General features: G+C 53.6%; 21 protein-coding genes and 3 pseudogenes. 16 read left to right on the top strand and 8 right to left on the bottom strand.

Going from position 1 to position 26,051, the window contains the following annotated elements; genetic code table 11:
* Nucleotides 1-16 precede the first annotated feature (16 nt).
* Together glyA and ACWI0H_RS06170 are read left to right on the top strand one after the other, a co-directional pair.
* Complete coding sequence (gene glyA / locus ACWI0H_RS06165) at nt 17-1,282, top strand: serine hydroxymethyltransferase (RefSeq protein WP_336269557.1); 1,266 nt, start codon at nt 17-19, stop codon at nt 1,280-1,282.
* A gap of 500 nt (nt 1,283-1,782) precedes the next feature.
* Nucleotides 1,783-2,755: pseudogene (locus ACWI0H_RS06170) on the top strand (IS701 family transposase); the annotation flags it as partial.
* On the opposite strand, the gene ACWI0H_RS06175 reads toward ACWI0H_RS06170, so the two are convergent.
* On the bottom strand, nt 2,738-3,538 hold the full coding sequence (locus ACWI0H_RS06175) for a GAF domain-containing protein (protein WP_485875487.1): 801 nt from the start codon (nt 3,536-3,538) through the stop codon (nt 2,738-2,740). The pseudogene ACWI0H_RS06170 and the gene ACWI0H_RS06175 overlap by 18 nt on opposite strands.
* 414 nt (nt 3,539-3,952) lie before the next feature.
* Here ACWI0H_RS06175 and ACWI0H_RS06180 point away from each other — a divergent pair, with 414 nt between their 5' ends.
* Nucleotides 3,953-7,903, top strand: coding sequence for a DUF4214 domain-containing protein (locus ACWI0H_RS06180; RefSeq protein WP_485875489.1), 3,951 nt, complete (start codon nt 3,953-3,955; stop codon nt 7,901-7,903).
* Nucleotides 7,904-8,262: 359 nt separating this feature from the next.
* Here the strand turns inward: ACWI0H_RS06180 and ACWI0H_RS06185 are convergent, their stop codons facing one another.
* Nucleotides 8,263-8,553, bottom strand: a complete 291-nt coding sequence (locus ACWI0H_RS06185; protein WP_485875490.1) for a BrnA antitoxin family protein — start codon at nt 8,551-8,553, stop codon at nt 8,263-8,265.
* Entirely contained in the window at nt 8,513-8,797 is a 285-nt protein-coding gene (locus tag ACWI0H_RS06190) for a BrnT family toxin (RefSeq protein WP_485875492.1), read from the bottom strand. The genes ACWI0H_RS06185 and ACWI0H_RS06190 overlap by 41 nt, the downstream gene beginning before the upstream one ends.
* 169 nt (nt 8,798-8,966) lie before the next feature.
* Here ACWI0H_RS06190 and ACWI0H_RS06195 point away from each other — a divergent pair.
* From ACWI0H_RS06195 to ACWI0H_RS06220, 6 genes and pseudogenes are all read left to right on the top strand, one after another.
* Nucleotides 8,967-9,113: pseudogene (locus tag ACWI0H_RS06195) on the top strand (DUF4214 domain-containing protein); the annotation flags it as partial.
* A 300-nt stretch (nt 9,114-9,413) separates the two neighbouring features.
* Entirely contained in the window at nt 9,414-11,438 is a 2,025-nt protein-coding gene (locus tag ACWI0H_RS06200; RefSeq protein ID WP_485876168.1) for a calcium-binding protein, read from the top strand.
* Nucleotides 11,413-12,159, top strand: a complete 747-nt coding sequence (locus ACWI0H_RS06205) for an IS5 family transposase (protein WP_485875494.1) — start codon at nt 11,413-11,415, stop codon at nt 12,157-12,159. Before ACWI0H_RS06200 ends, ACWI0H_RS06205 begins: the two co-directional genes overlap by 26 nt.
* A 216-nt stretch (nt 12,160-12,375) precedes the next feature.
* Nucleotides 12,376-13,452, top strand: coding sequence for a helix-turn-helix domain-containing protein (locus tag ACWI0H_RS06210; RefSeq protein ID WP_336269556.1), 1,077 nt, complete (start codon nt 12,376-12,378; stop codon nt 13,450-13,452).
* Nucleotides 13,442-13,942 carry a PIN domain-containing protein gene (locus tag ACWI0H_RS06215; protein WP_485875496.1) on the top strand — a complete coding sequence of 167 codons (501 nt, stop codon included), beginning with the start codon at nt 13,442-13,444 and terminating at the stop codon, nt 13,940-13,942. Before ACWI0H_RS06210 ends, ACWI0H_RS06215 begins: the two co-directional genes overlap by 11 nt.
* Nucleotides 13,943-14,042: 100 nt before the next feature.
* Complete coding sequence (locus tag ACWI0H_RS06220) at nt 14,043-14,321, top strand: RpnC/YadD family protein (RefSeq protein ID WP_336274907.1); 279 nt, start codon at nt 14,043-14,045, stop codon at nt 14,319-14,321.
* Between the two features lie 334 nt (nt 14,322-14,655).
* On the opposite strand, the gene ACWI0H_RS06225 is transcribed toward ACWI0H_RS06220, so the two are convergent.
* Nucleotides 14,656-15,357 carry a LexA family protein gene (locus ACWI0H_RS06225; RefSeq protein WP_485875498.1) on the bottom strand — a complete coding sequence of 234 codons (702 nt, stop codon included), beginning with the start codon at nt 15,355-15,357 and terminating at the stop codon, nt 14,656-14,658.
* Nucleotides 15,358-15,508: 151 nt separating this feature from the next.
* On the opposite strand from ACWI0H_RS06225, the gene ACWI0H_RS06230 reads away from it, so the two are divergent.
* From ACWI0H_RS06230 to ACWI0H_RS06245, 4 genes are all read left to right on the top strand, one after another.
* Complete coding sequence (locus ACWI0H_RS06230; protein ID WP_485875500.1) at nt 15,509-17,137, top strand: hypothetical protein; 1,629 nt, start codon at nt 15,509-15,511, stop codon at nt 17,135-17,137.
* Nucleotides 17,101-17,553 carry a hypothetical protein gene (locus ACWI0H_RS06235; protein WP_485875502.1) on the top strand — a complete coding sequence of 151 codons (453 nt, stop codon included), beginning with the start codon at nt 17,101-17,103 and terminating at the stop codon, nt 17,551-17,553. The genes ACWI0H_RS06230 and ACWI0H_RS06235 overlap by 37 nt, the downstream gene beginning before the upstream one ends.
* 213 nt (nt 17,554-17,766) lie before the next feature.
* Nucleotides 17,767-17,922 carry a hypothetical protein gene (locus ACWI0H_RS06240; RefSeq protein ID WP_336269550.1) on the top strand — a complete coding sequence of 52 codons (156 nt, stop codon included), beginning with the start codon at nt 17,767-17,769 and terminating at the stop codon, nt 17,920-17,922.
* 66 nt (nt 17,923-17,988) lie between these two features.
* Nucleotides 17,989-19,113 (top strand): RNA-guided endonuclease InsQ/TnpB family protein, encoded by a 1,125-nt coding sequence (locus ACWI0H_RS06245; RefSeq protein ID WP_485875504.1) that lies wholly within the window; start codon nt 17,989-17,991, stop codon nt 19,111-19,113.
* 264 nt (nt 19,114-19,377) lie between these two features.
* Here ACWI0H_RS06245 and ACWI0H_RS06250 read toward each other — a convergent pair whose 3' ends face one another.
* The 3 genes from ACWI0H_RS06250 to ACWI0H_RS06260 form a co-directional block, all read right to left on the bottom strand.
* Nucleotides 19,378-19,851 carry an RES family NAD+ phosphorylase gene (locus ACWI0H_RS06250; protein WP_336269548.1) on the bottom strand — a complete coding sequence of 158 codons (474 nt, stop codon included), beginning with the start codon at nt 19,849-19,851 and terminating at the stop codon, nt 19,378-19,380.
* A gap of 86 nt (nt 19,852-19,937) precedes the next feature.
* The gene (locus tag ACWI0H_RS06255) at nt 19,938-20,381 is read right to left on the bottom strand and encodes an antitoxin Xre/MbcA/ParS toxin-binding domain-containing protein (protein ID WP_336269547.1); all 444 of its coding nucleotides are present in this window, start codon (nt 20,379-20,381) and stop codon (nt 19,938-19,940) included.
* Between the two features lie 202 nt (nt 20,382-20,583).
* Nucleotides 20,584-21,318 carry a FadR/GntR family transcriptional regulator gene (locus tag ACWI0H_RS06260; protein ID WP_485875507.1) on the bottom strand — a complete coding sequence of 245 codons (735 nt, stop codon included), beginning with the start codon at nt 21,316-21,318 and terminating at the stop codon, nt 20,584-20,586.
* Between the two features lie 272 nt (nt 21,319-21,590).
* Here ACWI0H_RS06260 and ACWI0H_RS06265 point away from each other — a divergent pair, with 272 nt between their 5' ends.
* The 3 genes and pseudogenes from ACWI0H_RS06265 to ACWI0H_RS06275 form a co-directional block, all read left to right on the top strand.
* Complete coding sequence (locus ACWI0H_RS06265; protein WP_485875509.1) at nt 21,591-22,937, top strand: APC family permease; 1,347 nt, start codon at nt 21,591-21,593, stop codon at nt 22,935-22,937.
* A 1-nt stretch (nt 22,938) separates the two neighbouring features.
* The gene (locus ACWI0H_RS06270; protein ID WP_336269544.1) at nt 22,939-23,877 is read left to right on the top strand and encodes an acetamidase/formamidase family protein; all 939 of its coding nucleotides are present in this window, start codon (nt 22,939-22,941) and stop codon (nt 23,875-23,877) included.
* Nucleotides 23,878-24,214: 337 nt separating this feature from the next.
* A pseudogene (locus ACWI0H_RS06275) lies at nt 24,215-24,403 on the top strand (IS3 family transposase); the annotation flags it as partial.
* A gap of 69 nt (nt 24,404-24,472) precedes the next feature.
* Here ACWI0H_RS06275 and ACWI0H_RS06280 read toward each other — a convergent pair.
* Nucleotides 24,473-26,050 (bottom strand): aldehyde dehydrogenase (NADP(+)), encoded by a 1,578-nt coding sequence (locus ACWI0H_RS06280; RefSeq protein WP_336274904.1) that lies wholly within the window; start codon nt 26,048-26,050, stop codon nt 24,473-24,475.
* Nucleotide 26,051: the final 1 nt, after the last annotated feature.

Here is a 26,051-nt window from a genome sequence, read left to right on the forward strand (position 1 = left end):
TACGAGGTTCCCGCCGATGTTCAGCCGTGATATGTCAATTGCCGGATTCGATGATGTGCTGTTTGATGCCATGCAGAAAGAAGTGGCGCGCCAGGAAGCCCACATCGAACTGATTGCTTCAGAAAACTACGCCAGCCCCCGCGTACTCGAAGCCCAGGGCAGCCAGCTGACCAATAAATACGCCGAAGGTTACCCCGGCAAGCGTTACTACGGCGGCTGTGAATTCGTCGATATCGCTGAAAACCTAGCGATCGATTACGCCAAAGAGCTGTTCGGCGCTACCTACGTTAACGTGCAGCCCCATTCGGGCTCGCAAGCCAACAGCGCCGTTTTCCAAGCACTGGTTAAGCCCGGCGACACCATTTTAGGCATGAGCCTGGACGCAGGTGGTCACTTGACCCACGGTGCCAAGCCGAGCTTTTCGGGCAAGCACTACAATGCCATTCAGTACGGCCTCAATGACCAAGAGCTGATCGATTACGACCAAGTGGCCCAGCTTGCTCGTGAGCACAAGCCCAAAATGATCATTGCCGGTTTCTCTGCTTATTCACAAATTGTGGATTGGGCCAAGTTCCGTGAAATCGCCGATGAAGTAGGCGCTTACTTACTGGTTGATATGGCGCACGTCTCAGGCTTGGTAGCGGCGGGTGTTTACCCGAGCCCCTTGCCCCATGCGCACGTGGTCACGTCTACCACCCACAAAACGCTGCGCGGCCCGCGTAGTGGTGTGATTCTCTCGGCCGAAAACGACGCCGATATCGAGAAGAAGCTGCAATCCGCCGTATTCCCCGGCGGCCAGGGCGGCCCGCTGATGCACGTGATCGCGGCCAAGGCAGTGTGCTTCAAAGAAGCCATGTCGCCCGAGTTCAAAACCTACCAGCAGCAGGTAGTGAAAAACGCCAAGGCAATGGCCAAGGTGTTTATCGACCGCGGTTACGACATTGTTTCCGGTGGCACCGAAGATCACCTGTTCCTGCTCTCGCTGATCAAGCAGGGCGTAACCGGTAAAGATGCCGATGCGGCGCTGGGCCGTGCCCACATCACCGTGAACAAGAACGCCGTTCCTAACGACCCGCAAAGCCCGTTCGTCACCTCCGGCCTGCGTATTGGCACCCCGGCAGTCACCACGCGCGGTTTCGGTGAAGAAGAGTGTACCCAACTGGCTGGCTGGATCTGCGACATTCTGGACGTGCTGGCCAAAGGCGAAGACACCAGCGCCATCGAAGCGAAGGTGCTGGATAAAGTAGCTGAGGTTTGCGCACGGCTGCCGGTTTATAAGTAATCAAACGCGGTAGCTCGCTCCATCCTAATCGCCCAACTTATTGGGCGATTAGGCCGTCTACCAGCAGCAATTACCCTCGGCACCTGGATGCTCGGTAATTCAAAGAGGTTAGAGATTTAATAACCCTACACTTATCGAAAAATCTATTTAAAATCAATAAGTTAAAAATTTTTGCTTTGCAATATAACAGACCTGCTCTGCAATTTTGCAGGACATTTCATGAAATGGCTTTTCCTGCAAAATTGCAGACTTTCGATGTGACTAGTTTTGCTCTCCTTGATCACGCACTGCAAAACTGCAGTGTTGTTTTGCAAAATTGCAGAACTATTGAAATCCCTCAGCGCTTCAAAACCGGCATCTACCACTCTTAGCTTTTGCCACTTCCCACCGATAGCGGCACAAAAGTTGGTGGAGCTAGTCAAACTGCTACCAAGAAAGCTTGAGCGCTATCGCTCGGCACCCCGTTTTTTCTGCAGGTCTCTCAGCCACACCTACGCTAGTACTTGGTCGATGATACGGCTATCCGCAAGAAGGGCCGACATCGGTGGGTGTCAGCCGAATAGTTTGGAGAAGTCGGTAAGCAAGACAATTGCCAGGCCGCCGTCATCTTGTCAGTCGCTACGGAGCAGGCGAGCTTACCGGTGGCGTGGCAGCTCTATTTGCCGGCCTCCTGGACGGATAATCCCGACCGCTGTCACTAGGCCAGCGTTCCCGCCGACGTGGCCTTTGCCACCAAGCCAGACATCGCTTTGCAGCAGGTTCGTCAAACGATGGAGGCAGGCATCAAGACGGGCATCGTGTTGGCCGATGCAGCCTATGGCAAGGGAACAGCGTGGCGAGAGCAACTTGCCGACTGGGGACTGACCTACTGCGTCGGCGTGCATGAAGATCTGAGTGTCTGGGCGTCTGGCGCCAAGCCTTTACCACTACGCTGGTCGGGCGTTTGGCGTCCACCGCCCCGCTGGCAATAGACGGAGAAGTATCATCCGGTCTCGTTAGACGCCTTGGCCCAGTCGCTGAGGGCTGACGACTTCCAACAAGTCACGTGGCGGGAAGGCACCAACCAGCCGCTGACGTCCCGCTTTGCTTCAGTTCGGGTGCGAGTGAGTACCGTAAACCGGAATGGCTTCTGATCGAATGGCCCCAAGGGGCTGACAAGCCCACGAAGTATTGGCTGAGCAGCCAACCTGAAGTGACACCGCTGACAACATTGGTCACCACCGCTAAGGCACGCTGGCGAATTGAGCGTGACTACCAGGAACTCAAGCAAGAGGTGGGACTGAACCACTATGAGGGTCGCCACTGGCGAGGCTTCCACCATCACGCTAGTCTCTGCATCGTGGAGTATGGCTTCTTGGTCGCTGAACGGTTACGTTGTTGGCATCAAAAAAAATCTCACTGCGCCCGGCATCTACCCTATCCAAAGACCACCGGCCGCGAGGTCGTGCAACGCTCTCAGCGAGGTGTGAGTGATTCCATCACTACGCTACGCTGGTACCTGCACCAAGGGATGATGACGAACTTGCAGAACCGATGGCGATATTTTGTGACACGGTTCTCGGCGAGCCGTTTTAGTAGCTGGCATTCCTCTTGACCGAAATGCTCATGGTTCTGCGAGTAGATGGTCAGGCAATCCCGGGGGCCTGACTCGAAAATAAGCGGAAGGGTGATGGCAGAGGCCATATTGTGAATGCGTGCACGATCCTTAATATGGTCCAGGGTGGGTTCCTGGGCGATGTCATTAACGACAAGAACCTCGCCCGAGCGCAGTGACTGACCGACTGTTCCTGATCCTTTAAGGTCCTGCCCCCAGCCAAGTGTTAGTTCTGAGAGAAAGGCGTTGGCCTGTCCGGCGCTAGCCTGCACCTCGATAGGCTTGTCGGCCTCGTCGATGGCAAATCCTACCCAGGCAAGGTTGTAGCCTTCCTCATCGACGATTGTTTGGCACCGCGAGCTAAGCAACTCATTTTCGTTCTTGGCGCGGACGACGACCCTATCGCAAGCGTTCAGGGAGCGCAGGGCACTGACGACGCCCTCCAACTGTTGGCGACAATGCTCTTGTTCTTGCGTCAGGGCGCGCAGGCGCAACAGGTTATCGATCCTCGTCTTTAATTCTGCCTGGGTGGTTGGTATGCGCATGATGTCATCGACGCTGAGACCGAGTTCTGCGGTAACACGCGGGGGAAGCCGCGAGCGGCTGTCGGCGACCAGCAGCACTGGCAGTATCATCGGCGCTGCCCCCTGTCGCAGGTGCAATATGCGCTCGCGGTAATATTGTAATGATGCCGTATCCGCTACGATTAGGTCGACCTCCCTGGTCGCTCCGTCGCTCTCATCTACGAGCGTGTCCAGCACATGTACGTTGTGTCCCACCATTCGCTTAAAAAGCTCAGCATTGGCCCTGTTCGCCAGCGCGATGGTAATGACAGGCCGTCTCTGGAATTTGTGTTCGCGAGCCGTCACTGAGTACCACTATTGTAATAATCTTAAATTTTGGGTGTTTTTGGCCAGTGAGGCGGGCGGTATGCGGTTCTTCTCTTGGTGGATGAGCCCTTCCGCTGCGTTATCTGTTGCCATTGTCTACCGATACGGGCAGAGTTAAGCCAAATGAGCTCTATAAAGAATTCTTCACCTAGCTCGTCAGCAACAGCAAAAAGAGAATGACCATCAATGTCCACGCATACCAATATTCAAACACTTTATCTCACCGTCTATAACCGTCCCGCGGACTGGGAAGGGCTGCTTTACTGGTCTGAACAGCTTGAGGCCAACGGCTTTGAGGCGGTCAGCCACGCCTTTACCCAAGCTCCTGAATTTGAAGCACTCTACGCAGGGCAGAGTCTTCAACAGCAGGTGACTACCCTTTATCAACATTTATTGGGGCGTGATGCGGAAGCAGAGGGACGGGCTTACTGGGCAACTCAGTTAGACGAGGGCGTCAATGTCGCTCAGGTGGCCGGTTTTATTGCGGGTGCTGCTGAGGGCGACGATGCCACCGCGTTTGAAGCGCGTATTGATGAGGCCCTGAACCAAACCTACGGTGAGATCCTTGATACGCTGTATGCTGGCTATTACGGGCGAGCAGCGGACGAAGAGGGTAAGGCGTATTGGCTGGAGGCCATGAAGTCGGCAGACGGCGAGTTGGGTTTTATCATTGAGGCATTTGGGAATTCCGATGAATATGTTGAGCAGTATGGCGGCATGGAAACAGAAGCACAGATCGCCGCCCTGTACCGTAATCTGTTCAATCGTGATCCGGATACAGAAGGGGCCGCTTATTGGGCTGAGCAACTCGATAACGGCACCCTAACGCTTTCTTCCTTGGCGTTTACGCTATCACAGGCCGCCGCCGATGATGACAAGCAAGCGCTGGATGACAATATCCAAGCGTTAAACGAACCAGAACCCGAATCGACACCAGAACCGACACCAGAACCGACACCAGAACCGACACCAGAACCGACACCAAAACCTGAATCCACGAGCGGTATTGCCCAAGATGGCTACCTGCGAGAAGCAACTGTCTTTCTGGATCAGGACGGCGATGGTGAGTGGGATGAGGGAGAGCCTCAGAGTGTCACCGACTACCTAGGCAATTTCACCTTGCTCGGCGGTCAAGGAGGCACGTTAATCGTTTATGGCGGTACGGATATCAGTACCGGACTCGAGAACTCCGGCATTTTCAAAGCACCGGCTGGCTCCACCATGGTCAATCCGCTGACGACACTCGTGGCTGAAATCGCCGGAGAAAATGCCACCTCGGAACAAGTAGCTGAAGCTCAGAGCAAAGTCGCTAGTGCCTTGGGACTGCCAGCGGGCACCAATCTTACCAATAGCGATCCTATTGCTACGGCCCTTTCCGATACCGCCACTACTGAAGAAAAGGCGGCAGCACTTCAGGTCCAGTCTTCTTCTATCCAGGTCGCTAATCTGATCACGGCCACGGCCAAAATGCTAAGCGGTAGTGGTGGCGATGTCGGCGCAGCGGCCAAGAACACAGCGTCTGCCATTGCCAAGAAGATTCAGGAAAGTGCCGAATCGGTCGACCTTTCCGATGCCGGTACAATTACCACCATTATTGATGACGCTGCCACACAAAATGGCAGCCCTTTGGAGAGCGGTAAAAGCGCATCCGCGGCGGGCTCGCTGGCCAATCTCAATCAGCGCGTGAAGACCGCTGTCTCGGAGGAGGGTGCGTCTGCTGAGAGTGCGTTGGGTAACGCCGTCAAAGCACAGATTGTAGCCCAGAAGGATCTGGCCGATGCGCTTGCCGATGGCGGTACACTGGATGATGACGCCTTGAACACAGCCATCGAGGCGGCTGTATTCAAAGAGTTGCTGCCGGATCTCAAGCAGGAAGGATCCCCTTTTCTGGTGGGCACCACTCCCGCCGATGATACGGTCAATGTACCGTCTTTCACTCGCCTCACGTTGACCTTCAATGAAACCGTTACCGCTCAGGAAGGCGGCACGATCACGCTGCATTCCGAGACTGGTGAGGCACTGGTCATAGATGTCACTGACTCAAACCACGTAACAGTGCAGGACAACGTGGTCAGAATTGACCCCCAGACCAACTTAGGTAATGACACTGCATACCACATCACCATCAGCGATGGTGCATTTGCCGATAGCGATAGCAATCCCTTTGCCGAGATTGTTGACGCGACCACACTTAATTTCGTGACTAAGGCTGGTAACACCATCACTGGCACCGAAGGGGATGATGAGCTCTTCGGCACCTTAGGCAATGACACTATCGATGGTCTAGGCGGTAATGACTGGATTTTCGGCGATGTGGGTAACGACACACTGTATGGCCGTGCCGGTTCCAATTATCTGGAGGGCGGCACAGGGGATGACATTCTCTATGCCGGAGACGAAGGAGATAACCTCATTGGTGGAAGTGGCAACGATAAGCTGTATGGCGGTGTCGGTGATGATTATCTAGACGGTGTTTCGGGCGATAATCTTCTCGAAGGGGGGGCGGGTAACGACGCGCTAGAAGTATCCAGTAACGGCAGTACCGGGAATAACATCCTCAATGGTGGCGAGGGTAACGATATTCTCTGGATTAACACTTACAGTGCTGGTGTACCTGGAACAACAACCCAAGGCTCCAGTCAGCTGAATGGCGGTGTCGGCAATGATGAGCTGCGAGGCGGGGCAGGAGATGACATCCTGAACGGTGGTGCAGGCAATGACGTGTTGCACGACACATACGGCATTAATGAGCTGGACGGTGGCACGGGGGACGATGAACTCACCGCTTCTATAGGCAGCACGCTGTCCGGTGGCGATGGCAAGGATACCTTCCGTGTGCAGGTGGACCAATGGAACATGGAGCCAGATGCTTTGCCGGCAGTCATTACTGACTTCACCCTTGAAGACGATACCTTGGATATTTCCAATCTAGCCGGGGACTCTTCACAGCTGATTGATTACACCGGCGGCAATCCCTTCGATCCAGCCTTGGGTTACTTGGCACTGGAGCAAGACGGCGCTGATACGTTGCTGAACGTCGATTTCGATGGGGTGGGTGGCACTGAATACGCCTTACAACCGTTTATTCGGTTGGAAAACATTACTTTGAAAGATTTGACCGCAGCGCATTTCCTTCCAGCAGGCATCGACCCCGATGGAGCACCTCCTGTAGACGAAGACATCACTGGCACCGAAGGGGATGATGAGCTCTTCGGCACCTTAGGCAATGACACTATCGACGGTCTAGGCGGTAATGACTGGATTTTCGGCGATGTGGGTAACGACACACTGTATGGCCGTGCCGGTTCCAATTATCTGGAGGGCGGCACAGGGGATGACATTCTCTATGCCGGAGACGAAGGAGATAACCTCATTGGTGGAAGTGGCAACGATAAGCTGTATGGCGGTGTCGGTGATGATTATCTAGACGGTGTTTCGGGCGATAATCTTCTCGAAGGGGGGGCGGGTAACGACGCGCTAGAAGTATCCAGTAACGGCAGTACCGGGAATAACATCCTCAATGGTGGCGAGGGTAACGATATTCTCTGGATTAACACTTACAGTGCTGGTGTACCTGGAACAACAACCCAAGGCTCCAGTCAGCTGAATGGCGGTGTCGGCAATGATGAGCTGCGAGGCGGGGCAGGAGATGACATCCTGAACGGTGGTGCAGGCAATGACGTGTTGCACGACACATACGGCATTAATGAGCTGGACGGTGGCACGGGGGACGATGAACTCACCGCTTCTATAGGCAGCACGCTGTCCGGTGGCGATGGCAAGGATACCTTCCGTGTGCAGGTGGACCAATGGAACATGGAGCCAGATGCTTTGCCGGCAGTCATTACTGACTTCACCCTTGAAGACGATACCTTGGATATTTCCAATCTAGCCGGGGACTCTTCACAGCTGATTGATTACACCGGCGGCAATCCCTTCGATCCAGCCTTGGGTTACTTGGCACTGGAGCAAGACGGCGCTGATACGTTGCTGAACCTCGATTTCGATGGGGTGGATGGCACTGAATACGCCTTACAACCGTTTATTCAGCTGGTGGGCGTGAATGCCAGCGGCTTGCAGACAGATAACTTCTCGCCTGGAGTTGATTTATTCCTGACGGGAGGCGCTGCAGGATAATAAGTTCAGCCAAGAACACATGTTTGGTTCGGATGAAGTCTCACTGAATGAACTCAGAGTCTTTTTTTCTTTGGTAAGAGGAGAAGTGGTTCGTATTCGGTGGCTACGCCCTCCACCTCATCCTGTCCTATAAAGCCCGCTGTTGCGGGCTTTTAGCATTGTAAGACATCGGGTACGCCCTCAAAGATGCCTCCATAACGACCGTTTAGGTGGGCAGTCTACGACCGCGCAAGAACAATGCCGATGTTCAGCAAGCCCCTTGTCCATCAGAAAAATGTCGAGGTGGATGTCAGGAGCATTGCCGATTACCGCTCAAAAGCTCGCTGCATCGGCCCTACCGGGCCGATCTCAGAGCATCATCAGTTCAATTCTTGTATGTCATGTTCTTTAAGATATTGCCGTAGGGCCTGATTCATGCGGGTTTGCCAGCCTTTACCTGTTTGACGGAATGCCTCAACCACCTCTTGGTCATAGCGAATTTTCACTGGCACTTTTCGTTCGCTTACGGGAATTGGGGGACGTCCACGCCCACGCTTCACCAGGATATCTCCGTGGTATTGATGCGCTGTCTCAAACCACTCGTCTGTCAGCTCTGGGGCGTCGTCAGAATCAAACCAAGTGCTGTTCGTATCGTTGCCTTTCGCGTTCATTTGCGTACCTCATGGAAATAATGCGGCGCTTTTTCCCGCGTTGCGTCCACACAATCACGGTCACTTTGCCGGTGAGTTTACCCACGGTGATGATGCGTTCTTCGCCGTAGTCCTGGCGGTCATCCACCATCGCCAGCGTTTTGCCGGCAAAGACGGCAGGCGCATCGTTAAAATCCAGGCCGCGATGTTGCAGGGTGTCTTGCTGTTTGCGCAGGTCGTACTCGATCTCACTGCCTGGGGCCATCGGGGTCTCTTGTCTTAACCAATTATTGTACCCACAATAATTGGTTAAGCAAGCACCGGCGAACAGAAGGTTTAGCGAGTCATAACCACCACCCTCGCAAAACCCGCTTGGGCTATTTTTAGCAGGTTGATCTCCCGCTTAGAAAACTCACGATAAGACGGAATATGTTGAGCAGTATGGCGGCATGGAAACAGAAGCACAGATCGCCGCCCTGTACCGTATTCTGTTCAATCGTGATCCGGATACAGAAGGGGCCGCTTATTGGGCTGAGCAACTCGATAACGGCGCCCTAACGCTTTCTTCCTTGGCGTTTACGCTATCACAGGCCGCCGCCGATGATGACAAGCAAGCGCTGGATGACAATATCCAAGCGTTAAACGAGCCAGAACCCGAACCCGAACCCGAGCCCGAACCAGAACCAGAACCGACACCAGAACCGACACCAGAACCGACACCAGAACCGACACCAGAACCGACACCAGAACCTGAATCCACCAGCGGTGTTGCCCAGGATGGCTACCTGCGAGGAGCAACTGTCTTCCTGGATCAGGACGGTGATGGCGAGTGGGATGAGGGGGAGCCTCAGAGTGTCACCGACTACCTTGGCAACTTCACCTTGCTTGGCGGGCAAGGCGGCACTCTAATCGTCCACGGCGGTACGGATATCAGTACCGGACTCGAGAACTCCGGCATTTTCAAAGCACCGGCTGGCTCCACCATGGTCAGTCCGCTGACAACACTCGTGGCTGAAATCGCCGGAGAAAATGCCACCCCAGAACAGGTGGCAGAAGCTCAGAGCAAAGTCGTCAGCGCCTTGGGACTGCCAGAGGGCACCAATCTTACCAACAGCGATCCCATTGCCACGGCACTTTCCGATACCGCCACCGCTGAAGAAAAGGCAGCAGCACTTCAAGTGCAGTCTTCCTCTATTCAGATCGCTAACTTGATCACGTCCACGGCCAAAATGTTGAGCGGCGGTAATGAAAATGTGAATGTCGAATCAGCTGCCCGTAGTACCGCAGCGGCCATTGCTAACAAGATGGGGGGAAGTTCCGAAGCGATTGATCTATCTGATGTCAATACGATTGTCCCGATCATGAACGACTCCTCCATGCAACATGGAAGGGCGCTGACCGCCCAGGAGGCAACTGCAGCAACCCCATTGGCCAATATCAATCAGCGCGTGAAGACCGCTATCTCGGAGGAGGGCGCTTCTGCCGAGAGTGCGTTGGATAACGCCGTCAAAGCACAGATTGTGGCCCAGAAGGATCTAGCTGATGCGCTTTCCGGTGGCGGTACACTGGATGATGATGCCTTGAACACAGCCATTGAGGCGGCCAAACCCAAGGAGTTGTTGCCAGATCTCAAGCAGGAGGGAGATCCCTTCTTGGTGGGCACCACGCCCGCCGATGATACGGTCAACGTACCGTCTTTCACGCGCCTCACGCTGACCTTCAATGAGACCGCTACAGCACGGGAAGGCGGCACGATCACGCTGCATTCTGAGGCAGGCGAGCCGCTGGTCATGAATGTCACTGATCCGAACCACGTAACGGTGCAAAACAACGTAGTCAGGATTGATCCCCTGATCAATTTGGGCAAAGACATTGCGTACCACATCACCATCAGTGATGAAGCCTTTCTGGATGGCGATGGCAACCCCTTTGCCGGATTTAATGACGCTACCTCGCTGAATTTCGTCACCAAGACTGGCAAAACCATCACTGGTACCGCAGCCGATGATGAGCTTATCGGCACCCTGGGCAATGACACCCTCTACGGCTTAGGAGGATATGACCGGATTCGTGGTGAAGCAGGCAATGACACGCTGCATGGCGGTGACGGCTATAATTCTATGAGTGGCGGAGCGGGTGACGACATTCTTTACGGTGGGGATGATGGCAACTCTCTCGATGGCGGCAATGGAAATGACGAACTGCATGGTGGCGCCGGCGATGACTACCTATATGACCATGATGGCGATGACATACTGAATGGCGGGTCAGGGAACGACGACCTCACAGCTGGTAGCGGCAGTAATGTTCTGAACGGTGGTAAGGGGGACGATCGCCTAAATATCGATTATTACTCCTATGATGACCCGGAAGAGTACTTCAACGAACTGAATGGCGGGGCCGGTAATGATGACCTAAATGGTGGGTCAGGTGACGATATCCTGAACGGCGGTGCCGGTAATGATGACCTAAATGGTGGATCAGGCGACGATATCTTGAATGGTGACGAGGGTAACGATGAACTGCACGATACCAGCGGCATCAACGAATTAAATGGCGGCCTTGGTGATGACACTCTCGGTGCAGGGCTCGGCAGCACGCTTTCCGGTGGCGACGGTAACGATGTATTTATCGTACAGGCGGACGGGTGGCGTATGGAGTCAGAGATTCAGACAGGCGTCATCACCGACTTCACCCTTGAAGACGATACCGTGGATATCTCCCACCTGGTTAGCGAGTATTCAGACCTTATCGACTACACCGACGGTAATCCCTTCGACCCAACACTAGGGCCTGTTGACGTTTTGAGGGATAGCATTGGCAGGATAGGGGCAAACTCGCAGAATACAGGTTCCGACACCAACAAGCTGCGAGCTTGCCATGCCCCGACTGATGCTCACGGATGAACACTGGTCGAAGCTAAAACCTATCCTGCTTCAACAACGTATCTATGACAAGGCTGACCTGCGGATGACGGTAGAAGGCATACTTTACCGAATCCGTACCGGCTGCCAGTGGCGTGATTTACCCGACGACTTTGGACACTGGAATACAGTCTATAAGCGCTTTAACGCTTGGTCGGCCGCGGGCAAATTGATGACTGTTTTTAATCGGTTAGTGGAAGATCCAGATGAATGGCTCTTCATTGATGGCTCCTATATCAAGGCGCATCAAGACTGCACAGGGGCTGCCACAGAGGAAGTAGAAGCCATTGGCAAAAGCCGTGCGGGCAACACAAGCAAGATACACCTAGCTGTTGACGCTTATGGACTACCGATTGCTTTCAGGATCACCGGAGGTGACGTACACGACAGCACTGAGGCACAGGCGCTGATTGATGAGTTGCCAATAGGTGGGGCATTAGTGGCTGACAAGGGGTATGACAGTGAGCGTATCCGTGAGCAGGTCGACGCCAAGGGGATGGACTCGGTGATCCCACGCAAGCGCAACTCAAAGACAGGAAATAGCAGTTTAGACAGAGGGTTATATCACTATCGCCATCTTGTAGAGAATGCCTTTGCTCGGTTGAAGCCGTATCGCGCCATAGCGACGCGTTACGACAAGCTCAAGCGAAACTACGAAAGCATGGTGGCCTTAGCTTGTGGTTTTTTATGGCTGCCCATGTGAAACGTCAACAGACCCTAGTAGCGAAAGGCGCCAACGCCAGGCTCGTCCTGGTTAAGCACTGCCAGAAGTAACTCACCATGGCCAATGTTGTGCTTGAACCGGTTAAACGCACGATGAGCCGCATCCGAGAGCTTAGCTAGAGGTTGACGATATCAAAAAAATAAATTAATTTGTCAACCTGTGTCTTGTCAATTCGACTTGGTTAGGAGAAGCGCTATGCTCCATGATCGCATTCGCCGTGCGCGTATCCTCAAAGGGTTGTCTTTACAGCAGCTTGCGGATGCTATTGGCGATATCTCCAAGCAAGCGCTGTCCAAGTACGAGCAAGGCAAAGACACACCAAATTCAACCCGCTTGCTACAGTTGTCGGACACCTTGGGTGTTAGTCCTGAATATTTTTTCCGTCAAGAAAGCATTATGTTGGGTGAGGTCGATTTTCGTAAGCACGCCACCTTTGGGAAAAAACAACAAGAAGCGGTAAAGGAACAAGTATGTGAACATTTAGAGCGCTATTTAGCTGCCGAGCATTTGTTCAATATTGAGGCGCCTGTTCATGACTTAGCCTATTTGCGTCAGACCTTTTTTATCGAACGAATTGACGATATTGAACCAGCCGCTGAGCATCTACGTGTCCAATGGGAGTTGGGTTCAAATCCTATTGGTAACCTCACCGAGACCCTCGAAGAGCGTGGTATCAAGGTGGTGGGCTTGGCTGCGCATGATAAATTCGATGGGTTATGTGCGTTAATCAATGCCGGTACTGATGCAGTGATCGTCAGTAACACTGAGCGACCTGGAGAGCGCCAGCGCTTTAACCTTGCGCATGAGTTGGGGCACTTAGTTCTGTCAGTTCCTGAGGCAGTTCAAGGTACTCGCGAAGAAGAAAACTGGTGCCACCGATTTGCAGGGGCTTTTCTGTTCCCTGCCAAACATGTCAAGGAAGCCTTTGGTCAACAACGCAAGCAAGTGCTGCTGGATGAGTTTCTACTGGCGAAGCAAGAATGGGGCATTTCCGTTCAGGCGATATTAAGACGCCTTTACGATTTAGAAATTGTTTCACCGGGGTTCTATCAGCAAACCATGAAGCGGTGGTCAATTCAGGGTTATCGCCGTGGTGAACCTGACCCTTTGCCAAGCGAATCATCTTATCGGCTCAGACAGCTAGTGTATCGGGCACTGGCAGAGGCGTTGATTACCCCTTCTCGTGCCGCTGAATTACTGGATACGTCCTTGACTGAGATTGAGAAGGTCATGTTGAATCATCGTGCCGCTGAGGTCGCGGATGTTCAATAAGGTTGTTGTCTCAGATACCAATATATGGATCGATCTCTACCGTAGCGGTTTATTGGAGGTAGTATTTCAGCTGAAGCATCACTTCGTCACCACAGAATTTGTAATACACGAATTGAAAAGCCCGAGGGGAGAGCATCTTGTGTCATTGGGGCTTGGTGTCGAAGTGTTAGCCAGTACGGAAATGCTGACATTGTTTGATCTACGGCATACGTTGGGTAACTCCTCGCTGGCAGATGTTTCATGTTATTTTCTCGCCAAAGAATGCGGTTGGACATTGCTGACAGGGGACGGAGCATTACGCCGTTCAGGTCATAGAAGCCAGCTTGAAGTACGTGGTGTATTGTGGTTATTGGATCAGTTTCATGAAGCTGCTTTAGTGTCTCCTGATGTGCTCGTTAAAGCACTGAATGCTATGTTAGCCAATGGAGCAAGACTTCCAAAAGAAGAATGCCTGCAACGGCTGCAAGCATGGAGTGCTTTGTCACCATAAGTTTAGTAGCGAAAGGCGCCAACGGCAGGCTCGATCAGGTCAAGCACTGGCAGGAGGAACTCACCATGGCCAATGTCGCCCACGAACCGTTAAACGTGCCATGAGCCGTATCCGCGAGCTCAACGCAGATGAAGAGGCCCGCCGTTTGACGTTTGTGCGTGAGCGGGCGTTGCGGGATGAGGTGTCGTTTTTGAATGATGCGAAGCAGGACGGCCGGGAAGAAGGTCGTCAAGAAGCCGAGCAACGTGCGTTAGAAAGTAAACGCAACGCCGCTCGTAAGCTGATAGCACTGACCGAGATGAATGATCAGCTGATCGCGGAAATAGAAGAACTGCCGGTGGAAGAAGTGGAAAAGCTGCGTGTCGAGACGCAGCACTGATCCTGTCTTCCGCTCCAGTTTTCCGCCTGACGCACAAAAAAGGGCAGCCCCACGGTTGGTGGCTGCCCTTGTTGTATTTGTCTGTTTTTCTTAATTTACCTGAACATGTGCTTTTTAGTGGACGGCCAGAAAGCTGGGTCATCTTTGAAGAAAGTATGGTCTATGCTGGTTCTTAGCCTCTGCTTTAGCAATATAATAAACGGGTATTCAAGTGATCCGCCAATCGGGAGAATGCTCATGGCGGTTCGGGTATTTTCCGCAAATGGGGTAGCTGTAAAATGCTGACCCAATAAATATGCCAGCGTAACTGAACGACCTGAGCCGAAGTGAGTGTTCAGGGAAGCGATCGGTAGTACTCGATGACCTTCCCAATGACGTGATCATGAGACGTCATGGCAATGATTTCGTAGCCGGGCCGATCGTTTAGCGGAACAAGGCGGCGTATCCCACCTTCGATTTCAAGTCGCCGGAATATAGGACTTGAATATCCTGGAGCTGTCGCCACGACAAAAGAGCCATGCCTTGCCTCAAGTGTGGGATCAACAGTGATCCGCGTCCCCTCCGGAAAGGAATAGCGACCGCTGCCATGCATCGCATCACCTTGCACAAAGAGTGCGAAGGCTTGCGGCCCAGCTCTCTGGATGGTCTCGAACTGCACTTCTATCGTACCTCTTCGTATCTCTTCAAGCATGCTATCTAACCTACCGACTTGCTCCCAGGTGAGGACGGGTAAGCTGGCGGCCAAATAACGGCCTTTGCCATCTTCAACTCCAGGTCGCATGGGCAGGGGGTCGTGGCCACGCAACTGGGCTTCCGTAACCCCAAAGAACTCAGCCAGTCGCTGAATCGTAAGACTCTTCGGGTCTTTGCTGCTACCGGAAAGAATGCGATGGATTGTGGGCTGCGGTACGCCCTTTTCTTCACCGAGCACCTCGTAGGTGGCCCGTGACAAGGCGTTTTCGCTGATGCCGCGTCCTTCATCGTAGCGATGCATGAGGTGATGCAAGGTCTGTGCGATAGAGAAATAAGAGTTCATTTACATATTGTCCAGCAATGCTGGGTATAGCGGTAATACGCGTGTGTATTGATTATTATGCGCTTGCGTATTATGTTAAGTGAGTCACTGGAAGTGCCTGCGGTAAATCCGCTGCGGCTTCCTTGGGCCTCTACCTGGCAAGGAGCAACTTATGGGTCTCCATATCCATCTTACGGTCCAACTGCAAAGTATTGATGCTGGTGTTTGGGAGGCGGTTTATGAGGAGAGCCTGTCGCTACTGCGGCGGTTTCCCACGCCGTTGCTCCGGTTCGAAGCTTGCGAGGTGGGTGAGTATCGCCGGTATCGACTCACTGACGAGATCCTATGCGATCCAGGCACCCAGCAAGAGCGCTGGGTTATATCTGGCGACCGGGTAAGTGGCCGCCGTGCAGAGAGCTTTTGTCTCTACCGTCATCTTCATCGTCACCTTCATCGACCTCTCAGTCGGAGTCCGAATGCGAGCGAACCCGATGTGGATGTTCTTTGGGTCGATGAGCAGGATGCTACCTACCCTGTGGGGTCGGGCATTGATATTTTCGGCAGCAAGACGCAGGGATATCCTTACCACCTGGCGGTGTTGGCAGTGGGTATTCTTTTCGAGAACCGGTTTCCGAAGCACTGCTTCGTGCATGGTCAGCTGGAAAGGGAGCCTGCCAAGCAGGCACTTTTGTGGGTGAACGCGGTACTCGGTACCGATTTTCAGTTACCTGTCTGTCTGGATGGTCGCGCGCTTCATGCGCGCTTAGCCTGCTTGTATCAAAACCAGGAACACTTGATCGAGCGCTTCCATACACTTTTTTTGGGAGATCAGCAGCAAGCCCTACAGACGCTAATATTCTATGTCGAGCCAGAGGCGTTACAGCGCTATATAGTCGCAGAGCTGGAGTGCTATCACTCGCTGTCCCAGAGAGGGGTAGGTCGGCTTTTGTCAGCGTATCTGGAGGTTACCCAAAATATTGACGACTTGATTGACCTAGTGCTGGCAACGCCTCGTTTTCAGGCAGAGCCAGGGGCCTCCCTGGAGGCACTACTCAAGATGCTCTGCCGACGGTTCGTTACCATTGACCCTGTTGAGCGCAAACCCTTGTCTGCTCTGGATCAGCCTGTGGGGCAGTTAACGACTATCGATGACGCTTTCGACCGGGTCTTCCAGACGCTGTTGGGGGAACCGTCACAAGCTCGGTTTTACCTGAGCAGGGCTGAGCTACTGGAGCGGTTTTCGGCGCGCGAGCCCGAACTGCGTGACCGGTTTCGAGAGATCATGGAAACGGAAGAGGCGGCTTGTCGTAAGGCGCTCGCCGAGATATCCACTGTGATGTCCGAGGTAGCTGTGGGCGATGAACCTCCAAGCCATGATCACCCTGGCCCAGAAAAAACTGTAGCTCCTCAGACAGAGGAACTCCTGCCCGGGGAGCGCTACCTCATTCATCAAATAGAACAACAGCGGGAAAAGAGGGATCTTGTAGAGTCAGAAGTCATAGCGGAAGTTTTGGGCGTTGCGGTGGGGCAGATGTTGTTCAACCATCCACAAACTTTCAGTTCTACCGAACCTGAGTATTACAGGAAATTGATTGGCTGGGCTGGCCAGACCAATGAAGTCGTTCTGTGGCGTGAAGCCTGGGAAGAGATCGACTGCGTGAGCGATACTGACGTTCTTAGAGTGTTAGCCGTGTTGATGCTGATCACGGAGCGGGAGGCCACCTTTCGGCAGTTCCGGACTCATACACTTGAGAACAAGCAGCTATGGCCGTACTTGATGAAAAGAGCAACCGAGAGCTAGTGGCGCTGCCGGCCCTCCAGTTGCAGTTGCTGCACGAAAAGACGGGTACGGTTTATTCTTGGATAAAGAGGTTTGACTCTAAATACTGGATGAGGTGGATTATGACAAAAATTACCCATGAGCCTGTTCTGCGCGCGATGGAGCGTTTAAAAGAACTCAGTGCCGACGAAGAAACTCGCCGGTTGGCTGAGGTAAGAGAGAAAGTGTTACGAGAAAACGAAGCTGAGTACAGGGAGGCCGTATATGAGGGGCGCCTTAAAGGCGCACGAGAAAGTCTTCTTCTGCAACTCGTCGCCAAGTTTGACGAGGTCCCAGACCGGGTTAGGTCACGTATTGGCACAGCAGATTATCCACAGCTGCAATTTTGGCTGAAAAAAATTCTGTTTGCCGATAGCCTGGACGATATTTTCAAGTAGTTACATCACTCCATTATCGCCGCTTGACGCTCTAACAAAGGGCAGCCTCGGTTGGTGGGTGCCCTTGTTGTATCTGCCTGGTTTTATTTTTTATGTTGATGATTCCTCGCTCGGAAGCTCTCCGCTGTTCAGTGATGACACCATTCTGCCGGGGGCATCGCGTGGCAAGGCACCGTGCTGTGGTCGTATTGTAGTATTGAAATAGGAGTGTGCATGAGCGAGCTACTCGACCCCATCAACGACTACGTTTTCAAGCGGCTGTTTGCCGAAGCGCCTGATTTGTTGGTGGATCTGATCAACGACTTGCGCCCGGATCTGCCTGATATTACCAATAAGCGCGTAAAGCATCGCCCAATCTTCGGGCGGTGATATAAGCGCGCACCGCGTAGCGGTGCCTGGGTTGATGTTGGTAACTACCCCTGATATTTTTCCAGTATGACAAAGCGTGCCTACAAAGAACGGTTCTATCCCACCGCCGATCAGACTGTGCTACTGGCACAGTCATTCGGCTGTGCCCGTTTTGTGTGGAACAATACGCTGTCTTATCGCACCGAAGCGTATCAACAGCACGGTGAGTCAGTGCCTCACTCTGCCACGGAAAAGCGCCTGGTGGACTTGAAGGCTGAGTTTCCGTGGCTCAAAGTGGTATCGAGCGTCATCCTGCAGCAAACCCTGCGCGATCAAAAAGCCGCCTTCGACAACTTTTTTAATCCCAAGCTCCGGGCGCGCTACCCACGCTTTAAGAAAAAAGATGGACGCCAGACGATCCGCCTCACCAAAGCCGCCTTTCGCTATCGCGATGGCGAGATCACCATTGCCAAGTCTAAAGTGCCGTTGCCGATCCGCTGGAGCCGCCCGCTTCCGAGTGCGCCGTCAAGCATCTCGATTTCCCGCGATTGTGCGGGCCGCTATTTCATTAGCTGCTTGTGTGAGGTCACGCCAGAGGCATTATCAATCACGCCCAAAATGGTGGGTATTGATCTAGGCCTGACCGACCTGTTTATCACCAGCGAAGGCGAAAAGTCGGGGAACCCACGCCATCTTAAACGCTACGGGGCCAAGCTGGCCTACCTACAACGCCGGTTAGCCAAGAAACGGAAAGGATCGAACAACCGCAACAAGCTGCGCCAGAAGGTGGCGCGGCTGCATGCCAAGATCGCGGACTGCCGCCGCGATGCGCTCCATAAAGCGACCCGAACACTGATTAACGAAAACCAAGTCCTGTGTATCGAGTCGCTGAACATCAGCGGCATGGTCAAAAATCGTCATCTATCTAAGGCCATCAGTGATGCAGGCTGGGGCGAGTTTGTTCGCCAGCTTGAGTACAAAGCCGCCTGGGCGGGACGCCAGGTGGTGAAGGTCAGCCAGTGGCTCCCCAGCAGTAAAACATGCCACGGCTGCGGTCTTAAGGTCGACAAGCTGCCGCTGTCACAGCGTCACTGGCACTGCGACGGCTGTGGCGAACCGATAGATCGGGACGTTAACGCGGCAAAGAATATACGAACCGCCGGACTGGCGGGGTTAGTCTGTGGAGCGACTGGAGCGGGGATAGCGGCCTAGCCGCTGTCTAGTGAAGGCGTGTTGAAGCAGGAAGGTTCTGGGGCGACCTTAGAACCCTCGCCCAAAGCGCGAAGCGCGGCGGGCGGGGAGTGTCAGCTCTGCGTGTGCTCACTAGCGAGCGATGAACAGTGGGCGCTGCACCTTGGTTGTTAATGCGCCATCGCGAGCGACAGCGCCAACTGAAGCGTTCAATCTTGCCCGAGTATTAGTATTGTTTCCGAGATCAATATGTAGCCACTGGTTGGGGCTTTTTCCTGGTAGGAATCACTTCATGCCTTGGAATAACCGAGGGTTATAGATTTGCGTGATAGTTTTAACCAACTGGATGTTCTTGGCTTCGGGGTGCAAGGGATTCACGACAGCGATTTGATCGAGCCCGCCAGAAGCACAGCTGGGTACCTGAAGGACGAGGTTATGAGCGGTATCCAGAAAGTCGGCACCTAGGGTTTGTGTGCAAGCAGGGTAGGGGAAGTGATCCCAGTTTTCAGGCAGATCTGAAAGTTCCACGCTTTTAACTGCTGTGGTGTCGACTTCGTAAATTCCGATCACCATGTCTTTTGGCACCAGCCGGGGGTTCGGGAGGTAGTTCCCCATTTCGAGCATGACGACCGCCGCTGACGAGCCGAAATACAGTACAGGCTGGCCGGCTTTGTTCCAGCGTCCGCCGTCTCGGTAGCTTCCGCCCTGGCCGGAAAGGTCGGTTAAATAGCGTTCTTTGGTGATACGATATAACTTCACTCGGATGCCCCTAGTGTTGGCGAGTGCTAAGGGTATTTATGCTTTTTTATTGTGAGATGATTCGGTCTTCCGCATCCAGAACATTATTAGCTGAACTCTCCGAATTCGATCTTGCCCAGCACATCCCGCACCATTTCACGCCCTGTAAAAGTATCGAATAGATCGATGGGCCGAGACCCATTAAGCGCTCGAACCTCGCTGTGCAGCCACTCCTGGGCGATATCGCGATCACCGAAGACTTGTCCGGTTTCGACATACAGCTTTAGTGTATCCAGCACTTCCTCGCTTTGAGCACGACCCAGAGCCTTACGCTTGTACAAGCGATGCAGGTTGCCCGAGTCAGTCTCCAGGAGCCGAACGAAGACATCTCGATCACCACGCAGAGCATTGATCGCTCTTTGGAGTACGCGGCCAGACAAGCCTTCTCGCACAGCCCTAATGAAAGCCACCTGGTCGGCATAAACATCACGCGGGAGGCCGATATCACCCAGCATACGGGTACCACTGTTGTCTTGTTCGATGAGATCCATGCCATCCTCCTTCATATATCCGATACACAGGATGCGTCGAAATGATGTAATTTGCACGTCAATATGACGATCTTATTTTAGGCGCATAGTGCTGTAAATACCGTTGGCTTGTTATCGGCAAGCCAATATGCCAGCCAGGACATACCAATGACGCGCGGGTTGCCCGCTTTTTCGGTTCACTAACTAGCCTCGATTTTGCTATCTAAAGAGGTTTACCATCCAAAGAATATTCCATAATGGCGAGCGTGAGAGCGAAGTGGTGCTGCGCCTCCTGAAAAGCAGCCGCTCCATCGCGCTTCAGTATGGCTTCTACGAGGGCAATGTGTTCACGACGAGCTCTAGGCAATGATTCGTCAGGGTAAGGCTCTGAACCGAATCCCAGTGTTGCCCGTGCTGTTAGTTGTTTAGATTGTGAAGTTAAGTGCCTGTTGCCCGTCATCTCCATAATGCATTGGTGAAGTTTGTGATCAATTTCGCGAGCAAGCGACGCACACTCAGTCTGACAGAATAATTCAAGAAGCTGATACAGCTTACCAGCCTGCTCTTCGTCATGTCGCTCAGCGGCAGTCTTGGCGACTAGCCCTTCTACAAGGCAGCGATAGTCGAAGAAATCTTTCAGGTGAGGAATTTCCTGCGCGAGAATCCGGTGTGCGGTATTTAACGTCACGTCGTCAAAACTTGTACGGGTGACGAAGGTGCCTCCTTCGCGGCCTCTTCGTGACTCTATCAGCCCCAGTGAATTGACGATTTCCAACGCCCCTCTGACGGTAACTCGACTGACATTTTGTCGTTCGGCAAGCTCACGCTCCGGTGGCAGCCTATCGCCTGCTGAGTAAGCGCCAATGGCGATGGCGGTCACAATTCTGTCAGCCAGTTCCTGCTTGGCCGAGATAGCTTCCCTCACGTAAGGAAGGCCATGTTCAGGTGACTTTTCCACCAATTTCTCCCTAAAGGTATTTGAATAATGCCTTTTATTGTGGTTTTCTTCTTAAAGGTATTATTAAGATACCTTTTGTGGCGGTCACTCAATTGAGATGCAGCCAAGAAGATAGCGCTCGCTTCGGCGTCGAGCCCAATGCTGGTTGCCGAAGAAAGTACAAATTGTGAGCCCATACGCCGTCGCAAGCTGAGAGCAATAAAGACCCATTGTATCAGGCATTACTCAACAACAATCAGGCACAAGTGCACTTAAAAATCAGGAGATCAACCGTGAGTGACAACACTCTAGAAAGTCTTGGCTATAAGCAGGAGCTCTCAAGGACGTTGGAAGTGAAGGACCTTGTTATCTATGGTCTCATTTTCATTGTTCCAATCGCTCCTTTTGGTATTTTTGGGCACGTTATGAGTGCCAGTGGGGGCATGATCGTAACCGCCTATATAATAGGTCTGGTAGGCATGTTGTTCACTGCTATCAGTTACTCGCAGATGGCAAAAGAATTTCCTGTGGCAGGTTCCGTCTACTCGTATGTGTCCAAAGGAACCAATAGCTTTGTCGGTTTCGTGGCAGGCTGGATCATGCTGTTGGATTACATTCTAATTCCAGCTTTGCTGTATGTGGTTGGCGCACTGGCGATACACGACATTTTTCCATCACTCTCACCGCTCGTTTTGATCGTTGCTTTCGTGATCTTCAATACCTATATCAATATCCGTGGAATTAGCTTCACCGCTGCGTTCAATCGCTGGATGTTGGTCGCTGAGCTTATCGTTCTAGCCGTATTTCTGGTGATGGGGGTGATTGCCATCAGCAATAATGTCAACGGGGCCGTTTTTTCAGTAGCTCCCGTTTATGACGCAGATAACTTTTCGTTAGGTCTTATCATTTCTGCAGTCCCGATCGCAGTGCTGAGTTTCCTTGGCTTCGATGGTATTTCTACGCTAGCTGAAGAGGCTAAAGGGGGCGGTAAAGCGGTGAGTAAGGCGATTTTTTTGGTGCTGCTAATCATCGGTGGTTTGTTTATTGCCCAAACTTGGATCGCGGCACTCATACAGCCTGATCCGACACAGTTTGATAACCTTGACACGGCGTTTTATGAAACAGCTCGCATTGCCGGAGGAGGATGGCTGGCAGTGTTAACCGCAGCAACGACCGCTATCGCCTGGGGCATCGCCGATTCGCTGGTCGCCCAGATCGCCACAGCGCGTGTCCTCTATAGCATGGGGCGTGATCGTCTACTTCCCGCTTCACTTTCTCGTGTGCATTCCCGCTTCAAAACGCCCTATGTCAGCACGCTATTGGTTGCCGTGGTGTCCATCGTAGCAGGGGTCGCTTTTATGCAACACCTTGCTCTGCTGACGTCCATTGTCACCATTGGTGCTCTGACGGCGTTTATTATTTTGAATGTCAGTACCATTTATTATTTTGTGCTTAAGAAGAAATCCTACAACGTCTTTCTTCATATTCTAAGCCCGGTGATGGCGCTGGCCGTTGTGGGGTACATCTGGAGTGGTTTTGAAGCCTATACCATTCTTATTGGTGTCGTCTGGGCCGTAATTGGGATGGGTGTCTATTATTTGGCACAAGCTCGTGGTCGCCAAGTCAAACTGGAGGTTTAACATGACGTTCAAGACGATTCATGACGTTCATCATTGTTTTGATCATAGCATTGCGCCCGTTGAAACGATTAGTTCCGGCGATACTCGCCATTTCGATATTCTCGATGCTAGCGGAGGCTTGATTGCGCGTGACAGCAAGGCCGACATCATCTCGCAATTGCCCCACGATGCCTTGAACCCTGTTTGTGGTCCGCTATTTATTGAAGATGCAGAGCCAGGCGACGTCATTGAGATTGAGCTACTAGATTTTGAACCTGGTGGATGGGGGTGGACTGCGCTTATACCCGGATTTGGGTTGCTGGCGGAAGACTTTACAACACCGTGGTTGAAGATATCTGAGTACGATAGTGAGTCGGTGTACTTCCATGATGATATCGTCATTCCGTTCCGCCCCTTCGCAGGTACCATCGGTTTGGCACCCGCTGAGCCTGGTTCGCATTCCATTGTTCCGCCACGTTTGTGTGGCGGTAATCTAGATATCCGTGACTTGGTGAAAGGCGCCAAACTCTATTTACCTGTTCAAGTGCCGGGCGGTCTTTTAAGTATTGGTGATACGCATGCATGTCAGGGCGATGGCGAGGTGTGTGGCACTGCAGTTGAGACGCGCATGGCCGCTAAGGCGACACTTAGACTACACAAGGGCGACAGTATTCCCGGCCCTATGTTTGACATGCCCGCTGTTGCTAGCGACAACCATAATGAAGGATATATTGCCACTACGGGCGTGGGTGCTGATCTGATGCAGAGCGCAAAAGATGCGGTCCGTTTCATGATTGATCGGTTGAGAAAGAAAGCTGGTATGGACGAAGCAATGGCTTATGCACTTTGTAGCGTAGCCGGGCAACTCAGAATCAGTGAAATTGTTGATCAACCGAATTGGGTGGTGTCTTTCTACCTACCTAAAGCAATCTTCAAGTCGCGTAGTCTCAAAGCTATCTAGTCGATATGGGTCATTTGGCCGGGTTTATTGCTCGGCCAAAATGGAATGCTAGCTATGGGTATGACGCCAGCCTCGCTGGATACTGAGCCCGACTGACCCGCTGTCGGCCCCGCCGTTGCCCGAAGCTGCATCTCAATGGTGAGCTGTTCGAACGGGTGGCAAGTACCTGCTGCGCAAGTACTGGTCACCTGAGCAAATAGCCCGCACACTGAAGCGTATGTTTCCTAATAACACTGACCGCCACATCTCCCACGAAGCCATCTACAACGCGCTTTACCTCTTGCCGCGCGGCTCGCTCAAGAAGGAACTGATTGCCTGTTTGCGTCAGGGTGAAGGTAAACGACGCCCTGGCAGCTATGGCGGTGGAAAACCAGCTGTTGTATTACCCAACCATTTAGACCATCAGTTTGAAGTAACAGCGCCAAATGTTGCTTGGGTGACGGACATCACTTACATCCGAACGTACGAAGGCTGGCTTTATTTAGCGGTGGTTATCAGAGTGCGGGGGTTTTCGCGCACTCTGATAAAACAAGGGGCAGCCCATGGCCGCCCTCTACTGACAGCCTGCGAGGTAGGCCGCTTTCCACGGGGTTGCTTACGCTTCGCGTTTGCCATCCACCAAGCGCGACAGCTGCCATGGGTTGCCGTCCTTGAGCGGCTCGGGCAATAGCCCTTCCGGCAACGCCTGGTAGCACACCGGGCGCAGGAAGCGGAAGATCGCAGCACTGCCTACCGAGGTGGTGCGGCTGTCGGAAGTCGCCGGGTACGGCCCGCCGTGAACCATGGCGTGGCACACCTCGACCCCGGTTGGCCAGCCGTTGGCGAGAATCCGCCCGGCCTTGCGCTCGAGTACCGGCATCAGCGCCTTGGCCGCTTGCAGATCGCCGTCGTCCATCTGCAGGGTAATGGTCAACTGGCCTTCGAGCTGGGCCGCGACACGCTTTACTTCATCCTGGTCGGCACACTCGATGACCAGCGAGGTAGAACCGAACACTTCTTCTTGCAGCTCGGTCTCGTTCAGGAAGTCGTTCGCCGTGGTGACAAACAGCCCCGCCTGGCACTGGTTGGGCGACTCGCCCACCTGGCCACGTGCGGCTTCACGCACCTTGCTGCTGTTGGACAGCTGGCCAACACCCTGCTGGTAAGCATCGTAGATGCCCGGCGTGAGCATGGTCTGGGGCGCGCTGCCCTTCACGCCTTCTGCAGCGGCCTTGACGAAGGCATCGAGCTCGGCGCCCTTGACCGCAATCACCAGCCCAGGATTGGTGCAGAACTGGCCTGCACCCATGTTGAGCGAGCCGACGAAGCCTTCGGCGATCTGCTTGCCGCGTGCCTTGAGCGCCTCGGGCATCAGGAACACCGGGTTGATCGAGCTCATCTCGGCATATACCGGGATCGGCTGCGGACGCGACTGAGCGGTCTTCATCAGCGCGGTACCGCCGCTCCGCGAGCCGGTAAAGCCCACCGCCTGGATACGCGGGTCGGCGACCAGCGCCTGGCCGATCTCGCTACCCGAACCGAACATCAGCGAGAAGGTGCCTTCAGGCAGCCCGCGCGCTTTCACTGCACGCTGTACCGCACGGCCGACCAGTTCGGAGGTGCCGGGGTGGGCGGAATGGCCCTTGACGATCACCGGGCACCCGGCGGCCAAGGCCGAGGCGGTATCGCCGCCGGCCACCGAGAAGGCCAGCGGGAAGTTGCTGGCACCGAACACCACGACCGGGCCCAGGCCGATATGGCGCTGGCGAAGGTCGGCGCGCGGCATCGGCTGGCGGTCCGGCATGGCCGGGTCGATGCGCACGTCGAGCCATTCGCCGGCACGCACCACGGAAGCGAACAGGCGCAGCTGGCCGCAGGTACGGCCGCGCTCACCTTCCAGGCGGGCCTTGGGCAGGCCGGACTCGGCCATGGCGCGCTCGATCAGTTCATCGCCGATGTCCTCTATCTCGCTGGCGATGGTCTCGAGGAATACCGCGCGCTCCTCGAGAGAAGTCTCGCGATAGGTGGCGAAGGCCGTCTCGGCGAGCTCACAGGCACGCTCGACCTCAGCCTTGGTACCACCCAAGTAGGTCGGCTCGAGGATCTCGTTGGTGGCCGGGTTGATGGCGTTGATGGGCTTGGAACTGCCGCTGACGGCGTCCTGGCCAATGAGTAACTTGCCTTCCAGGGTCATG

It is taken from the genome of Halomonas sp. NYA30, from assembly GCF_976980765.1.

Bases quoted from the DNA above. Each gene is read 5' to 3' on its own strand.
- glyA (WP_336269557.1), top strand. From the start codon at position 17: ATGTTCAGCCGTGATATGTCAATTGCCGGATTCGATGATGTGCTGTTT.
- ACWI0H_RS06180 (WP_485875489.1), top strand. From the start codon at position 3,953: ATGTCCACGCATACCAATATTCAAACACTTTATCTCACCGTCTATAAC.
- ACWI0H_RS06185 (WP_485875490.1), bottom strand. From the start codon at position 8,553: ATGAACGCGAAAGGCAACGATACGAACAGCACTTGGTTTGATTCTGAC.
- ACWI0H_RS06190 (WP_485875492.1), bottom strand. From the start codon at position 8,797: ATGGCCCCAGGCAGTGAGATCGAGTACGACCTGCGCAAACAGCAAGAC.
- ACWI0H_RS06205 (WP_485875494.1), top strand. From the start codon at position 11,413: ATGCCCCGACTGATGCTCACGGATGAACACTGGTCGAAGCTAAAACCT.
- ACWI0H_RS06210 (WP_336269556.1), top strand. From the start codon at position 12,376: ATGCTCCATGATCGCATTCGCCGTGCGCGTATCCTCAAAGGGTTGTCT.
- ACWI0H_RS06215 (WP_485875496.1), top strand. From the start codon at position 13,442: ATGTTCAATAAGGTTGTTGTCTCAGATACCAATATATGGATCGATCTC.
- ACWI0H_RS06220 (WP_336274907.1), top strand. From the start codon at position 14,043: ATGAGCCGTATCCGCGAGCTCAACGCAGATGAAGAGGCCCGCCGTTTG.
- ACWI0H_RS06225 (WP_485875498.1), bottom strand. From the start codon at position 15,357: ATGAACTCTTATTTCTCTATCGCACAGACCTTGCATCACCTCATGCAT.
- ACWI0H_RS06230 (WP_485875500.1), top strand. From the start codon at position 15,509: ATGGGTCTCCATATCCATCTTACGGTCCAACTGCAAAGTATTGATGCT.
- ACWI0H_RS06235 (WP_485875502.1), top strand. From the start codon at position 17,101: ATGGCCGTACTTGATGAAAAGAGCAACCGAGAGCTAGTGGCGCTGCCG.
- ACWI0H_RS06240 (WP_336269550.1), top strand. From the start codon at position 17,767: ATGAGCGAGCTACTCGACCCCATCAACGACTACGTTTTCAAGCGGCTG.
- ACWI0H_RS06245 (WP_485875504.1), top strand. From the start codon at position 17,989: ATGACAAAGCGTGCCTACAAAGAACGGTTCTATCCCACCGCCGATCAG.
- ACWI0H_RS06255 (WP_336269547.1), bottom strand. From the start codon at position 20,381: ATGGATCTCATCGAACAAGACAACAGTGGTACCCGTATGCTGGGTGAT.
- ACWI0H_RS06270 (WP_336269544.1), top strand. From the start codon at position 22,939: ATGACGTTCAAGACGATTCATGACGTTCATCATTGTTTTGATCATAGC.
- ACWI0H_RS06280 (WP_336274904.1), bottom strand. From the start codon at position 26,050: ATGACCCTGGAAGGCAAGTTACTCATTGGCCAGGACGCCGTCAGCGGC.